This window comes from Amycolatopsis taiwanensis DSM 45107 (genome assembly GCF_000519205.1).
GTDB lineage: Bacteria > Actinomycetota > Actinomycetes > Mycobacteriales > Pseudonocardiaceae > Amycolatopsis_E > Amycolatopsis_E taiwanensis.
This window is the reverse complement of the sequence record NZ_JAFB01000008.1, coordinates 201,780-215,633: the sequence shown is the minus strand read 5'-3', so window position 1 is coordinate 215,633 and position 13,854 is coordinate 201,780. Positions and strand designations below refer to the sequence as shown.

The 13,854-nt window shown below is 71.3% G+C and carries 14 protein-coding genes; 5 read left to right on the top strand and 9 right to left on the bottom strand.

Annotated features, from left to right (window positions below; translation table 11 throughout):
• Positions 1 to 8: 8 nt before the first annotated feature.
• The 3 genes from A3CU_RS43845 to A3CU_RS0107900 form a co-directional block, all read right to left on the bottom strand.
• Positions 9 to 1,166, bottom strand: a complete 1,158-nt coding sequence (locus A3CU_RS43845; RefSeq protein ID WP_052371534.1) for a hypothetical protein — start codon at positions 1,164 to 1,166, stop codon at positions 9 to 11.
• 195 nt (positions 1,167 to 1,361) lie between these two features.
• Positions 1,362 to 1,829 carry a hypothetical protein gene (locus A3CU_RS0107905; RefSeq protein ID WP_027941839.1) on the bottom strand — a complete coding sequence of 156 codons (468 nt, stop codon included), beginning with the start codon at positions 1,827 to 1,829 and terminating at the stop codon, positions 1,362 to 1,364.
• A gap of 72 nt (positions 1,830 to 1,901) precedes the next feature.
• Entirely contained in the window at positions 1,902 to 3,086 is a 1,185-nt protein-coding gene (locus A3CU_RS0107900; protein WP_027941838.1) for an MFS transporter, read from the bottom strand.
• A 166-nt stretch (positions 3,087 to 3,252) separates the two neighbouring features.
• Between A3CU_RS0107900 and A3CU_RS0107890 the strand changes: the two genes are divergently transcribed.
• Both A3CU_RS0107890 and A3CU_RS0107885 read left to right on the top strand, forming a co-directional pair.
• Complete coding sequence (locus tag A3CU_RS0107890; RefSeq protein ID WP_027941837.1) at positions 3,253 to 3,564, top strand: hypothetical protein; 312 nt, start codon at positions 3,253 to 3,255, stop codon at positions 3,562 to 3,564.
• A gap of 140 nt (positions 3,565 to 3,704) precedes the next feature.
• Positions 3,705 to 5,420 (top strand): alpha/beta hydrolase, encoded by a 1,716-nt coding sequence (locus A3CU_RS0107885; RefSeq protein WP_027941836.1) that lies wholly within the window; start codon positions 3,705 to 3,707, stop codon positions 5,418 to 5,420.
• On the opposite strand, the gene A3CU_RS49680 is transcribed toward A3CU_RS0107885, so the two are convergent.
• The 3 genes from A3CU_RS49680 to A3CU_RS0107870 are packed head-to-tail and all read right to left on the bottom strand — an operon-like array spanning position 5,395 to position 7,388.
• Positions 5,395 to 6,222 carry an HvfC/BufC N-terminal domain-containing protein gene (locus tag A3CU_RS49680; RefSeq protein WP_027941835.1) on the bottom strand — a complete coding sequence of 276 codons (828 nt, stop codon included), beginning with the start codon at positions 6,220 to 6,222 and terminating at the stop codon, positions 5,395 to 5,397. The genes A3CU_RS0107885 and A3CU_RS49680 overlap by 26 nt on opposite strands.
• Positions 6,212 to 7,045, bottom strand: a complete 834-nt coding sequence (bufB, locus tag A3CU_RS43835; protein WP_043840753.1) for an MNIO family bufferin maturase — start codon at positions 7,043 to 7,045, stop codon at positions 6,212 to 6,214. Before bufB ends, A3CU_RS49680 begins: the two co-directional genes overlap by 11 nt.
• Complete coding sequence (locus tag A3CU_RS0107870) at positions 7,035 to 7,388, bottom strand: hypothetical protein (RefSeq protein WP_027941834.1); 354 nt, start codon at positions 7,386 to 7,388, stop codon at positions 7,035 to 7,037. Before A3CU_RS0107870 ends, bufB begins: the two co-directional genes overlap by 11 nt.
• A gap of 133 nt (positions 7,389 to 7,521) precedes the next feature.
• Here A3CU_RS0107870 and A3CU_RS0107865 point away from each other — a divergent pair, with 133 nt between their 5' ends.
• Together A3CU_RS0107865 and A3CU_RS43830 are read left to right on the top strand one after the other, a co-directional pair.
• Positions 7,522 to 8,523: a zinc-binding alcohol dehydrogenase family protein gene (locus A3CU_RS0107865; RefSeq protein WP_027941833.1), complete on the top strand. Its 1,002-nt coding sequence runs from the start codon at positions 7,522 to 7,524 to the stop codon at positions 8,521 to 8,523.
• 123 nt (positions 8,524 to 8,646) lie between these two features.
• Entirely contained in the window at positions 8,647 to 9,309 is a 663-nt protein-coding gene (locus tag A3CU_RS43830; protein WP_084143133.1) for a phosphoribosyltransferase family protein, read from the top strand.
• Here A3CU_RS43830 and A3CU_RS43825 read toward each other — a convergent pair.
• Both A3CU_RS43825 and A3CU_RS0107850 read right to left on the bottom strand, forming a co-directional pair.
• Positions 9,228 to 9,809, bottom strand: coding sequence for a hypothetical protein (locus A3CU_RS43825; RefSeq protein ID WP_211246365.1), 582 nt, complete (start codon positions 9,807 to 9,809; stop codon positions 9,228 to 9,230). The two genes, A3CU_RS43830 and A3CU_RS43825, sit on opposite strands and share 82 nt — an antisense overlap.
• A 100-nt stretch (positions 9,810 to 9,909) precedes the next feature.
• On the bottom strand, positions 9,910 to 10,986 hold the full coding sequence (locus A3CU_RS0107850) for a lysylphosphatidylglycerol synthase transmembrane domain-containing protein (RefSeq protein WP_169739602.1): 1,077 nt from the start codon (positions 10,984 to 10,986) through the stop codon (positions 9,910 to 9,912).
• 150 nt (positions 10,987 to 11,136) lie between these two features.
• Here A3CU_RS0107850 and A3CU_RS0107845 point away from each other — a divergent pair, with 150 nt between their 5' ends.
• Positions 11,137 to 11,949, top strand: coding sequence for a sigma 54 modulation/S30EA ribosomal C-terminal domain-containing protein (locus A3CU_RS0107845; RefSeq protein ID WP_027941831.1), 813 nt, complete (start codon positions 11,137 to 11,139; stop codon positions 11,947 to 11,949).
• A gap of 10 nt (positions 11,950 to 11,959) precedes the next feature.
• On the opposite strand, the gene A3CU_RS0107840 is transcribed toward A3CU_RS0107845, so the two are convergent.
• On the bottom strand, positions 11,960 to 13,747 hold the full coding sequence (locus A3CU_RS0107840; protein WP_027941830.1) for an AMP-dependent synthetase/ligase: 1,788 nt from the start codon (positions 13,745 to 13,747) through the stop codon (positions 11,960 to 11,962).
• Positions 13,748 to 13,854 lie beyond the last annotated feature (107 nt).

The following is a 13,854-nucleotide window of genomic DNA, read 5'->3' as shown; positions in this document are numbered from 1 at the left end:
GAAGAAGATCAAGTTCGTTCGCGCGGGCGCGGAAGCCGGGTGGGCGGGCGGAGCGGCGGCATCGGCCTGGCGGGCCAACGACGATCGCCGCTCCACAGCGCCGGCGGAGCGTCGAGGGCACGCGCGAGCGCCAGCGCGGCGGTGTCGTAGTTCGCGCGCCAGCCACGGAAGTCCGGCCACGCCAGCTCCGTGGGCCGTTCGATCGGATAGTTCAGGGTGCGAAGCATGCCGACCGCATCGGCGAACTCCTCGTAGCTGACCGAGATCGGGGCGTCGGGATCCGGGTCGTCTTCGGCCGGCAGGCGCATCGCGCGCGCGATCTGGTTGAGCGCGACGAACCCCACCCGCAGGCAAAGCCGCGCCTCGTGCTTCGGCTCGCTCGACGGCGTCAGCGCCAGGTGCAGGGCCGCCGCGTCCAGCACCGCGAGCATCGAGGTCAGCCAGTGGGACAGCGGCCGGGGCGAGCGCAGCCAGGCCAGCGCCTGGTAGGTCGTGTGGGACTCGGCGACGTCGGCGGACCAGCCTTCCCACGCCTGGAACAGTTCCCGCAGCACCGGCCCGGGCTCGCCGTCGTAGATCCCCCACTTCAGCCGGGCGAGGATCTCCGGTCCCCAGGCCGGCACGCCCGCCCGCGTGGTCAGCATCGTCACCAGCGTTTCGCGGCGGTTGAAGGCCGCGTAGAACGTCGGCAGGTACCCCACCTGCAGACCGATCACGACCAGTCCTGTGAAGGCGGCCAGGTAATCCAGCGCCGAACTGGTGCTGTTGGTCGGAGCGGCGTAGCCGAGCGTGAACAGCGACGAGCCGGCATCGCTCAGCGCGCGCCCCAGGGAACCGGAAACCGTCGGCAGTAACGCCAGGGCGTAGCCGACGACCAGCAGTCCGAGCCAGACGGCCAGGCGCAGCAACAGCGCCGACGGGCCCTGCCAGACCAGGATCCGGTCCCGGTGGACGAAACCGCGCACGCGCCGGGTCGCCAGCCGGAACACCACGTCGACCGTTCGCTCACAGCTCCGGGAGATCCGCGACTCGATGTTGTGCGGCACCACCAGAGTGCCCACCACGCTGGCCGCCGTGCATAGCAGGATCACGACGCCGACCGCGCAGCCGAACCACGACCACGCCGTCACCACCTCGGTCCGCGTCACGTCCGCGACGGCGATCATGGCGGTATCCTCTCGCGGATCGTCGCAATGGGGCTGTGACACCACGGTCCAGCCCGCGCGGCGCACCGTCAACCCACGCCGGACCCGGTCAGCGAAGCGCCATCCCCCGATCCCCGACCGTCCTCAACGGACAGTGCATCGTTGACAGCCGTCAGCAACCGGCCGGTGCGGTTCACGTCGGCCGTTGGCAATTCATCAGCCACTGTGGACCGTGCCGATCCAGTAACCCAGCTCCTCCACGTCGCCGGTGAATGCCAGCACGCGGACCCGCAGGGTTCCGCCCGGCATCCGCAGCGGGAAGGAGGACCGGAAATCCGCGGTGTGCCCGGGCGCGATCTCCGCGCCCGATGGCGGCTGGGTCCAGCCGGCGACAGCGGTCGCTCCACCGTCGTAAACCGCCGAGGGATCGGGAAAGTGTGCGTAGTTCTTGCCATGGTTGTCGACATGGACATTGATTTCGACGTGCGGAGCCGGGTCACCGCCATAACCGTGCGGCAGGGTGACCCAGGTGACCGTGTAGGTCACGTCGTCGACGGTCCACGGCGTCCCCTCGTCCATGACCACTGGTGGCCGAGCGGGACCGGGCTGGGCCGGGGCGGCGCTCTCGGCGCACCCGCACAGGCACGCCCCGATGAGCACCAGGGACGGGATGATCTTCTTCATACGCTCGCCTCCCGGATTCCCACGGCCGTCGCGTCCCGACGGTAAGCCCCGCGGAAGCCCGCGACGTGGTTTTCACCCACGGCGGGTGAGCAGGGCGAGCGCGATCGCGGCGAGCACGGCGACCCCGGCGGCGAACGCCATCCCAGCCGGAACGAGCCCGAAGGCGCTCGCGGCGGCGCCCTCGCCGATCACCGGAATCGCGATTCCGATGTAGAGCACGACGAAGTAGGTGGAGATGATCTCGCCGCGCCGGTCGGCCGGGCCGGCGACGGTGACCGAGGTGAGCCCGGCGCGAAAGCCCATGCCTTGGCCGAGTCCGGCGACGATCGCGCCGGTGACGAGCAACGGCAGCGACGCCGTGGGCAGGCTCGACCCGACCAGCAGCATGCCGGCGATCAGCCCGGCGCAACCGGCTAGCAGCGCCGGGCGGTCGCCGATCCGGGCGCTGGCCACCTGGCCGGCGGTCGAGGCGGCGAACACGGCGAGCACCAGGGCGCCGACAACCGCCCGGTTGGTGTTGTGGAGCACGCTGTCGAGAAAAGCCGGCGAAACCGCGGTGAACAGGCCGAGCACGGCGAAACCCGCGAAACCGGCGATGGCGGCACGGACGAACACCGGGCGTACCTCGGCCGGCACCGCCAGCCGTTGCGGGCGCAGACGCGGCCGGTGGGCGCGCCCGACGGGCTCGGCGACGCACTCGACGGCGATCGCGGCCACCACCACGAGTCCCAAGTGGACCAGGTACGGCAGCCGCAACGGGCCGGGAGCGTACTGCGCGAGCACGCCGGCCAGCACCGGCCCCAGCCCGAGCCCGCCCATGTTCACCCCGGCGGCGATCAGGCCCGCCCGTGCCTTGCGCCCCCGCGGCGCGACATCGACCAGCGCGGCCGTGGCCGTGCCGGTGAATATCCCCGCGGACAGCCCGGACAGGACGCGTCCGGGGAACAACCAGGCCGTGGAGTCCGCCAAGACGAACACGATCGCGGAGGCGGCGGCCAGCACGAGGCCGGCTCGCAGCATCGGCCGCCGGCCGAGGTGATCCGACCAGCTGCCCATCAGCAGCAACGCCGCCACCACGCCGATCGCGTAGGTGGCGAAGACGATCGTGGTCAGCAGCTCCCCGAACCCGAATGCCTGCTGGTAAATCGGGTACAGCGGGGTGGGCAGGGTGGTGCCGATCATGGCGATGGCGAACGCGACCGCGAGCAGCGCGGCCGCGGGCCAGCCCGCCACGCGCCCTGCTGCCTGTCGTGCCACGCGAGTCACCCTCATCACCGTCCCGGAATCGTCTGCGCGGTGCGCATACTCGGATGATGGCGGCCCGTGGTTCCCTGTGCAGGATGGAGGCGGACGTGACTCGATCCTCTATGCTGCGCCCCGTCGACACGATCGCGGTCGCGCGCAAACTCGCGGAGGGGCTGCCATGACCGACCCCGTCTCTCATTACCGCTTGGAATTCCCGGAGTACCTGGCCGGTTACGAGTTCGAAACCGAGGCGAAGGGCTACCTGCCGGGCGTGCGGATCTCGACCGAGGAGGCCACGTTCGAACTCACCGTTCACGATCCGATGCGGCTCACCCAGGACATCGCCGCGGAGTTCACGGTGAGCGGATACGCCACGTTCTCGAACCTGCTGGTGGTGCCCAAGGTCACCCGTGACGAGGTGGCACGGGCGGTGCGGGATCTGGCGAAGGCCGGCTTCCGCGGGCTCAGGCCCGATGTCCAGGCCCGCTGAGGCCGCTCGGGTCAGGCGCGGCTGAGTTCGCCTGCGTGCGGTGGATCGGTGCGGTGTGGATCCGGGATTTGTACCGGTCTTGTACCGGTTCTGGGGGTGCGGGCAGCACCGTGGTGGCACGCACACAGAAAGGTCGTAGCGTGGTCTCACTCGAACAGCTCCTCAGCCTCCGGCCGGACTCCTTCGGCGCCGCGGCGAGTGCCTGGCGGGGGCTCGCGGACTCGCTCGCCAAGCACGGCACGGCTCTGCGGACGGGAATCCGCGAACAACTCGACCACGGCAGCTGGGCCGGCCACGCCGGCGAATCCGCACGCAGCCACCTCGACCAGTTGCACGCGCAGTACCGCCGGAGCGAGTCACGTCTGAACTCGATCGCCGGCACCCTGCACTCGGCCGGCGGCGGCCTCACCACCGCCCAGTCCGCACTGAACCAGGCACTCGGCATCGCACGCCAGGCCGGCCTCGACGTCGGCAGGGACGGGTCGGTGTCGTGGAACCTGGCCCGTTCGGTGGACCTGCTCACCAACCCCACCGGGCCCGCCACGATCGGGCGCCTGGCCGGCCAGGTGTCCGGCCTCATTTCCCAGTCGCTCGAGCATGCCGCCATGGTCGACAACCAGACGGCGGCCGCCCTCGGGAGGCTCACCCCGCAAGCCGCGCCCGACCCCACGAAGGACGTTCCGGAGCGCGAGCGGGACCGTACGCCGGAGCCGTCCGCGCCGGATCCTTGGGTGATCCCGAAAGGCAGCGCCCCGGCCGCGGTCAAGGACTGGTGGGACAACGAGGTGGTCAAGACCATGACACCGGCGCAGCTCGACGCCTACATCAAGGAACACGCGGCCGAAATCGGTGCGCTCGACGGCGTGCCGTGCGCGGTGCGAGACCAGGCGAACCGCTACGTGCTGGCGGACCTGCGGGCGCAGAGTCGTGCGTCCCTCGACGAACTCAAGGCACACGAGCCCCAGGTCAACTGGTGGGACTGGAACAGCAGGGACAGCCACGACCAGTGGCAGGCTGAAGTGGATGCGCTACAGGCCAAGCTGGGTGGGCTCGACGCGTTACAGGCACGGCTGGATCGGCCCGGCGATCCGCCGGCGCTGCTGCTCGGCGTCGATACCGAGCGCCAAGGCCACGCGATCGTGGCGATCAACGACCCGGACAAGGCGAAGAACGTCGCCACCCTGGTGCCCGGGATCAAGACGCACCTGAACGCGGGCTGCGTCAACGACTACGCCCAGGCGTCGGAGAACATGGTCAACACCGAACCCGCGCGCGGCGCGAACACGGCCGTGATCGCGTGGATGGACTACGACGCACCGGACGAGGCCGGGGCACCGTTCAGTGACTCCGCGCAGCACGCCGCCCCGGACCTCAACCAGTTCACCGAAGGCCTGCACGTCACGCACGATCCCGCGGTCAAGCCGCATCTCACGCTGATCGGGCACAGTTACGGGTCCACTGTGCTCGGTGAAGCGTCCAAACAGTACGGCGGCCTCGGGGTCGACGACGTCGTCGCGATCGGGAGCCCGGGCATGGACGTGAACTCCGCGGCCGATCTCAACGTGTCGCAGGACCCGCCGACGCCGCCGCCGTGGCGGGGGCACGTATGGGCAGGCCGCAACACCAACGACGTCATCCAGTGGGGCACGGACACGACACACGGCCCCAGCACCACCGACCGCTCGTTCGGTGCCAACGTGTTCGACACCGGCTGGGGCTCCGGCAACGTGTCCTGGGACGGCGAGGTCGGTTCGCACATGTCTTACTGGAACCAGCATTCGACCTCGTTGCGGAACCTGTCCGCGATCATCTCGGGCAACTATTCGGACGTCACCGTGGAAGGACGGCCGGACTGATGTCCCGCGACGGCACGGTGATCGCGACGAACAGGCCCCGTTCCGCCCAGTGCCGCACCCATTCGGCCATCTCGCAGGCGGTCATCCGGGCCGCCTGCGCGGCCGCCCGCGGGCCGTTCCCGGTGACCAGCACGGCCAGCAACCACCAGGGCGCGGCATCCAGTTCGGTCGTGGTGACGACGTAGTCACGGCGGTGCACCGCGAGGCGGGTCCTCGCCCGGGCGGGCGGCGGGCGGCGGTGGTCACCGCGCCGCACCGCCGTGACGTAGGTGTGCACGGGGAAGTCCAGGGCGAGCAGCCGCAAGCAGGGCGACGGGGTGACCGTCGCATCCGGCCAGCCGGGATGCGACGGCGGCGGCAGGAGCCCGGCGTCCACCCCACCGATGTCCTCCACGCCCGGGGCGGCGGTCGCTTCGGCGAAGGCCCGCTCGAAACGGGCGAGGTCGGCCGCGAAATCCCACCAGTCCTCGCCCCGGCCGGCGTCGAGTCGACTGGACTGGAGATGGTCGGCGAAACCCGCGCCGAGGTCGTCCAGGGTGCGGCTGCGGGACGGGCGGGCGGCCAGGAATTCCAGTGCGAACGCGTCGAAGGAGTCGCGGCCGAGGAGTTCGCACAGCACCGGGTAATGCGCACGCATGCCCTCCAGCAGCCGGGTCCGGTAGCCCTGCTGGTAGATCGCCAGGCGGGCGGCCGGGGTCAGCGCCGGCGACGCGGTGATCACGGCGTCCGTGCCCCAGGCGCGGGTGGGGTCGAGGATCGCGCCCTGCAACCACGCCTGGAGCCGGCCCAGCTCACCCGGCATGGCTGTGGACCTGGCGGGCCTTCTCCAGCTCCGCCAGCAGATCGTCGAACGGCGGGATCTCCTCGTCCCACTCCAGTAGCGTCGAAACCTCGGGCAACCGGGACGTGGCGAACCGGTACAGCTCCCACACCTCGTCGGCCACCGGCCGGTCGTGCGTGTCGGCGACGTAGGCGCCCCGGTCGGCGTGACCGGCGAGATGGAGTTCCACCACGCGCTCCGGGGGGATCGCGCGAAGATATTCACGGGGGTCGAAGCCGTGGTTGCGAGCCGAGACGTAGACGTTGTTGACGTCGAGCAGCAGGCCGCAATCGGCGTCGGCGGCCATCCGGGCGAGGAACTCCCACTCCGGCATGGCCGAACTGGCGAAACCGAGGTAGGTACTCGGGTTTTCCAGCACCAGCGGGCGTTGGAGGATGTCCTGGACGGCACGGATGCGGCCGACGACGTGTCGCAGCGCCTCCTCGGTCAGCGGCAGCGGCAGCAGGTCGTGCGTGTTCAGCCCGAGCACGCCGGTCCAGCAGACGTGGTCGGACACCCACACCGCGCCCACGGCGTCCGCCAGCTCCCGCAGCTGCCGGAGGTAGTCCAGGTCCAGCCGATCGGTGCTGCCGATGGACAGCGACACCCCGTGCATCACCACCGGGTAGGTTTCGCAAACCTCGGCCAGCACGTGGCGAGCGAAGCCGCCGCGGCGCAGGAAGTCCTCGGAGATGATCTCGAAGAAGCCGACCGGCGGGCGGCGCGCGAGGACGTGCGCGTAATGACAGGACCGCAGTCCGACGCCGAACCCGAGGTAGGGCAGGCCGAGGCGGTCAGCCGCCATCGGTCGCGTCCCCGGCGCTAATCCCCCAGCGCCCGTCACTCTTCGCGTTCCTCACCAGCACCACATCACCCGTCCACGTCTTGCGTCCCGGCATCGAGTGTCGGGTGGAGGTCGCGGAGGAGTCCAGAGCCCGCCCGGGGCGGGCGCCACAGTTTGCTCGTCCGTGTGAACACGAACGGGCCACCAGGGCCTCCGCCAGCACCGCGCTCTGGAAGGGCAACCGCTCGGTCATATCGTCACCAAGGTCGACGGCCCCGGTGATCAGGCTGAGCGCGCCCGCGTAGCCGAATATGGCGAGAAGTCCGCTGCCGACGGCCAGCAGGCTCTGGGTCCGTCCGCCCACGATGCCGTGGTCGGCCCAGCCACGATCGCGGGCAGGACCCGAAGGTCCTCACGCGCGAGGCCTTCCAGCTCTGCTCGACGGCCCGGTCGTTTGGCATATTTGCAGTGTTGTTCAGCTGACCGAGACGAGCGCCATGCACGCCTGGCACGTGGACCGGCCCGGGCCCGCCGAGACCCGGAAGTTCGAGCTGCGCGAGGAACCCGCTCCCCGGCCCGGGCCTGGGGAATTGCTGGTTCGGGTGCGCGCCTGCGGCGTGTGCCGCACGGACCTGCATGTGGTCGAGGGTGACCTGCCCGTCCACCGGCCCGGCGTCGTGCCGGGCCACGAGGTGGTGGGCGAGGTGATCGAGCTCGGTGCCGGCGTCGCCGGCTTCGCTGGAGGCGACCGCGTCGGCATCGCGTGGCTCCGCAGCACGTGCGGTGTGTGCCGGTATTGCCGTCGCGGCGCGGAAAACCTCTGTCCCTACTCGACCTACACCGGCTGGGATGCCGACGGTGGGTACGCCGACTTCGCCACGGTGCCCGCCGCGTATGCGCACCGGTTGCCGGAGGGGTACTCGGACGCAGAACTCGCGCCGCTGCTGTGTGCGGGCATCATCGGCTACCGCGCGCTGCAACGCTCCGCGCTCCCGCCCGGCGGGCGACTCGGCATCTACGGGTTCGGCGCCAGCGCACACCTCGCCGCACAGGTCGCCTTGGCACAGGGCGCAGAAGTGCACGTGCTGACGCGTGACCCGCGGGCGCGCCGGCTGGCGCTCGACCTCGGCGCGGCATCCGCCGCGGGCGCCGCGGACCCGCCGCCCGAGCCCCTGGACGCGGCCATCCTGTTCGCCCCCGTCGGCGATCTCGTGCCACCCGCGCTCGCCGCGCTCGACCGCGGCGGAACCCTCGCAGTGGCGGGCATCCACCTCACCGACATCCCGAGCCTGAACTATCAGGAGCATCTGTTCCAGGAGCGTCAGCTACGCAGCGTCACCGCCAACACCCGGCAGGACGCGCACGAGTTCCTCACCTTCGCCGGCGAGCACCGGCTGCAGGTGGTGACCACGCCGTATTCACTGGACCGGGCCGATGCGGCGCTCGCCGATCTCGCGAACGACCGGGTGCACGGCGCGGCCGTGTTGATCACCGGGTGACTTTCGGCCTTCGCCATCGTTACCTCCAGCCCTGACGGCACGCAGACGCCGGTCGCATCGTGGACCACAAGAAGAACGCGAGACGAGCGCGTCTGGTGACCCCGCACAACGCTGCACGTCTGAATGACACTGACGGAGGAGTCCATGCAGTTCTGGGACCGCAGGCAGGCCGGTCAGGCGCTGGCGGGACGGCTGTCGACCCTGCACGGCACCGACCTGGTCGTGGTCGGCGTCGCGCGCGGCGGGGTGCTGGTGGCGCGCGAGGTCGCCACGTCGCTCGGCGCGCCGCTCGATGTCGCGCTCGTCGGCCGGATCAAGGAGCCGGACCGGCCGGGGACGACGCTGGCCGCGGTGGCCGAGGGTGGCGTGCTGGTGGTCGCCGGGCGCCGGGGCCGGGTCAACCCCGCCGGGCTGCGCACGCAGGCATCGCGGGTGCGCGCCGAGCTGGCCACCCGGACCGCCGCGTTTCCGCGCCTGTTCTGGCGCAAGCCGGTGTCCGGCCGGGCGGTGATCCTGGTCGACGACGGGATCACCACGGGCACCACGGTGCGCGCGGCCGCACGGGTGCTGCGCGCCCGTGGTGCGGCCGGGATCGTGCTCGCGGTGCCGGTCGCCTCCATCGAGGCGCTCGAAACGGTCTCCGCCGAGCTGGATCACGTGGTATGCCTGCGGCGCCAGCCGTGGCCCCAGGCGGCCCGCAACCTCTACAACGAGCTTCCGCCGCTGTCCGACGAGGCACTGGCCGCCGCGCTCGGCGTGCGGCCGGCCGAGGCCGTCCCGGCCTGAGGACCCACCGGATCCAGCTCCACAGCGTCCACTGTGGACTCAGGGGCCCGGCCCAGGCCCGTCGCGGCCGTCTGCGGCAGCGTGCGGTGCCCGGTGAGGCGGGCGAGTTCGACGACGATGCCGTTCTCGAACGGTGCGGCCATCGTCATGGTGACCGTGGTGCGCGGCAGCGGGTTCGGACGGTCGGCGTAGCCCATCGGCCTGGCCAGGCCGAGGCCGACCACCCGCCAGCTCGGCCGGCCCGCGTGGTCGTGCTGGGTGAACTCGATCGACACCGGGCGGCCGGCCGCGGCGCGGACCAGGGTGCGGTCGGTCCCGGTGGGGATGAGCAGGCGAGCGCTGTCGAGCACCACGCAGGCGAGCCGGACGGCCGGCGCGCCATCGATCGAGACCATCGCGTGCCGGCCACGCTCGGGCGTCCCGACCAGCCGAAAGCACTCCGCGTGGGTCAGCGGGATCGCGGCCAAGTCCACTCCCCAGTGGCAGACAGGGAATTCCATCGTTGTCGTTCGCGAGTCTAGTCACCCCGTATAACGGCACGGTGAGCGGAAAGCGTTGCGCCGACTGCACACCGTGTCGCCCGGGGGCGCGTCCCGGACCTCACTCTCGCGTGGCGCGTTTCCACGCCGTGCCCAGGAACACCAGCCAGCCGGCGAAGGCCAGGATCGGCCACGTGATGGACCGGAACAACACCACCGCGACCGCGGCCGACGGTTCACTCAGCCCGCCGGCGACCAGCGCGGCCAGCAGCCCGGCTTCGGCCGGGCCGGCGCCTGCGGGCGTCACCTGCAGCATGATGCTCGCCTGCACGGCAAGATATCCCGCGGCCACCGCGGTCCACGGCACGGCGCCGGTGGTGGCGGCGACGCACGCGGCCACGGTGAGGTAGTCCAGCCCCCAGCTGACCAGTGCGATGCCGAAGAAACCGCTCCACTGCGCGAAAGTCGGGCGCAGCAGCGCGATCCGCTCGGAGACCGCGTCGGCCTGGCGGGACCCGCCGGCCACCCACTTCGCGTTGCGCACCACGGGCAGGTGCCGACCTACCGCCGTCACCGCGTGCGCGATCCAGTGCAGCGACTTCGGCCGCCGCAGGACCAGCCAGGCCACCCACACCGCCGGCGCCAGGACCGCGAACAGCGCCCATCCGGCGGCGAGCGGAATCAGGCCGTCGTAGGCCAGGGCGAGGGGGCCGAGCACGACCAGCACCACCGCGGTGACCAGCGCGGCCAGCACCGAGGCCCACAGGGACAGGCCGGTGTCCACGCCGCGGATCCGGAACGCCGCGACCGTGTAGGCGACGCCGGCCGTCGACCCCGCCGAGGGCACGGTCTGGGCGATCGAGTTGCCGATGAAGTTCACCGCCTGCACGGTGCCGAACCCCAGCCGCGTGCCGCCGGCCGCCAGCATGTGCCGGTGCAGCTCACCATAGGCGACCAGGGAAAGCACCGCGGCCACCAGCGCCACACCCACCCAGCCCCAGCGCAGCTCGGCCAGCCGCCGGCCCGATTCCCCGACCGTGGCCAGCGTGGGCGCCAGCCGCCAGACCGCGATGCCGACGCCGGCCGCGGCCAGCACCCAGTCGGCGATCAGGCGCCACTTCGGACGGCGGACGGTGCGCAGCACCTCCCGCAGCTTCGGCGCGGCACCCGCCGTCCGCTCGCTGTCCGACCCAGACACCTCCCACCACCATCCGTGCTCACCCGCACACTTCAGGAGCGACGCCTCGAGGTCCACCGTCCTAAGTCAGGATTTTCCCAGGCCAGGCGGCGGGCGCATCAAGGTCTTCGGTCCCTATTCGACGCATCCGCGGCGGCGTAGCAAGAACCCATGACGCACGAACCGGAAACACCCACGGTGATGGACGTCGAAGTCACCACGCGCGGCCACTTGCCCGGCGCCGGCGACTACGCCCGCGACAAGATCGGCAAGCTGGCGCGGCTGGCCGGCCGGCCGGTGCTGTGGGCGCACGTCAAGCTGACCCGGCATGGCGATCCCGAGGTGGAGCGGCCGGTCGTCGCTCAGGTGAACGTGAACGTCAACGGCCGCTTGGTGCGCGCCGAGGCAGAGGGGATCAATGCCAGGGAAGCGATCGACCGGCTGGCGGACCGCCTGCGCCTCCGGCTGAACCGGCTGGAGCGGCTGTGGGAGGCCCGCCGCGGCGGGAGTGTCCCGGGACCGCACGAGTGGCGCCACGGAAACGAGCCGACGCACCGGCGCGCCTACTTTCCCCGCCCGGAAGACGAACGCCAGATCATCCGGCACAAGTCGTTCACGCTGCACCGGCTCACCGTGGACGAGGCCGCCGAGGAGATGGGGCTGCTCGACTACGACTTCCACCTGTTCACCGAGGCGGGCAGCGGTCAGGACAGCGTGCTCTACCGGTCCGGCCCGACCGGGCACCGGCTGGCACGCCTGACCCCGGCGGGGCCGCACGAGCTCGCCCCGTTCGAACTCCCCGTGACGATCAGCGACCAGCCCGCGCCCCGGCTGACCCCCGCCGAGGCGGTGGACCGGCTGAACCTCATCGGCCTGCCGTTCTTGTTCTTCTTCGATACCAAGCGTGGTCGTGGCGCGGTGCTCTACCACCGGTACGACGGTCACTACGGCCTGATCACGCCGGCCGAGGTGGAAGCTCCATAATGGACTGACCTCACTCGCCTTCGCGTGGTCGCGGCAGGTAAAGCTCGTCGACCTCGTCGGCGTACTTCGTCAGCACGTACTGCCGGCGGACCTGCCGCGTCGGGGTCAGCTCGTCGTTGACGGTGAACCGGCCCGGCAGCACGCGAAACCGCCTGATGGCTTCCGCGCGGGACACCGCCCAGTTGACCTCGTCGATCACGTGCTCCAGGGTCACCGCGAGCTCGGGGTCGTCCCGCAACTGCTCGACCCCGGCGCCGGATGGCTTGCCGTGCCGGCGTTTCCATTCGTCGAACGCTTCGGTGTCGAGCGTGATCAGCGCGCCCACGTAGGGCCGCCGGTCCCCCACCACGACGCTGTTCTCGATCAGCCAGTGCGTGTTGAGCCGGTCTTCGAACTGCTCGGGTGCGACGTTCTTGCCACCGGCGGTGACGATGACGTCCTTCTTGCGCCCGGTGATGGTCAGGTAGCCCTCGTGCAGTTCGCCGAGATCGCCCGTGCGCAGCCAGCCCTTGCCGTCGAACGCGGCCCGGGTCGCAGGTTCGTCGTGCCAATAGCCGGCGAACACCCCGGGGCCGGACACCAGCACCTCGCCGTCCGGCGCGATACGGACCGACCAGTGCGGCAGGGGCCGCCCCGCGGTGCCGAGCCGCGGCCCGAACGGCGGGTTGAGCGTGATCGGGCCGCAGGTCTCGGTGAGGCCGTAGCCGGCAAGGACCGGCACGCCGGCGCCGCGCAGGAAATGGCTCAGCCGCGCGGAAAGCGGCGCGCCACCGCAGACGGCGTAAGCGATCCGGCCGCCGAGCGCGTCGCGCAGCCCGCGGTAGACGAACCGGTCGAACACGCGGTGCGCCAGCCGTCCCCGGCCCTTCTCGCTGTAGGTGATCGCGACCCGCTCGGCCAGCTCGAACAGCCAGGCCCGCCCGGCGGTCTCGGCACGGCGGGCCGCGGCGTGGAGGAGCTTCTCGAACACGCGGGGAACGGCCACGATCAGCGTGGGCCGAAACGACGTGAGCTCGTCTTCCAAGTCGGTCAGGCGGCCGGTGTGCGCGGTCAGCGCACCGGCGCGCACGACGGCGAGTTGCACGATCCGGGCCAGGATGTGCGCCAGGGGAAGGAAAAGCAGCACCGCCGAGGACGGTGACAGCACGGTGTCGCCGATCCCGTCGGCCCGCATGATGCTGTCCACTTCGGAGACCAGGTTGCCGTGGGTGAGCATGCAGCCCTTGGGACGGCCGGTGGTGCCGGAGGTGTAGACGATCGTCGCCAGCGCACTATCCTCGGCCGCGCGGCGGCTTTCCACGTCTGTGTTCTCTGGGGGCGAAACCCCCAGGCCCCTCCTGGGAGCAAGCCCCCGGACCCCCTCGCCGGGCAGCGCGCGCCCCTGGGCGGCCAGCTGGTCCAGCCCGCCGTCCTCGATGGACCAGACGGGGCCGGCCACCGGCTCGACGAGCGCGGCCATACCGGCGTTCTCGGCGAACGCGGCGATCGCCCCGGAGTCGGCCAGGATCCAGGCCACCTGCTCGGCGGAGTCGGTCTCGTACACCGGCACGCTGACCGCGCCGATGGTCCAGATCGCGTAGTCGATCAGCACCCATTCGTAGCGGGTGGCCGACATCAGCGCGACCCGGTCGCCGGCGCGAATCCCGGCCGACACCAGGCCCCTGGCCACGGCGACGACCTCTTCGGCGAACTCCTTGGCGGACACCGTCTGCCAGCCGTCCGCCGATTTCCGGGCGAAGAGCGCACGCTCGGGGTCGGTGCCGGCGAGCTGGAAGATGTCATCGGCGGCGTTCGACATGGCTCAAGTCTCGGCCCGCCCGCCGCGGGGATCGAAAGGGCCGAAAGTCCCGCACCCAGCAGGCCTTCCCGCACCACGGCTGTCGTGTTTCGAAGTGCACGCGGTCT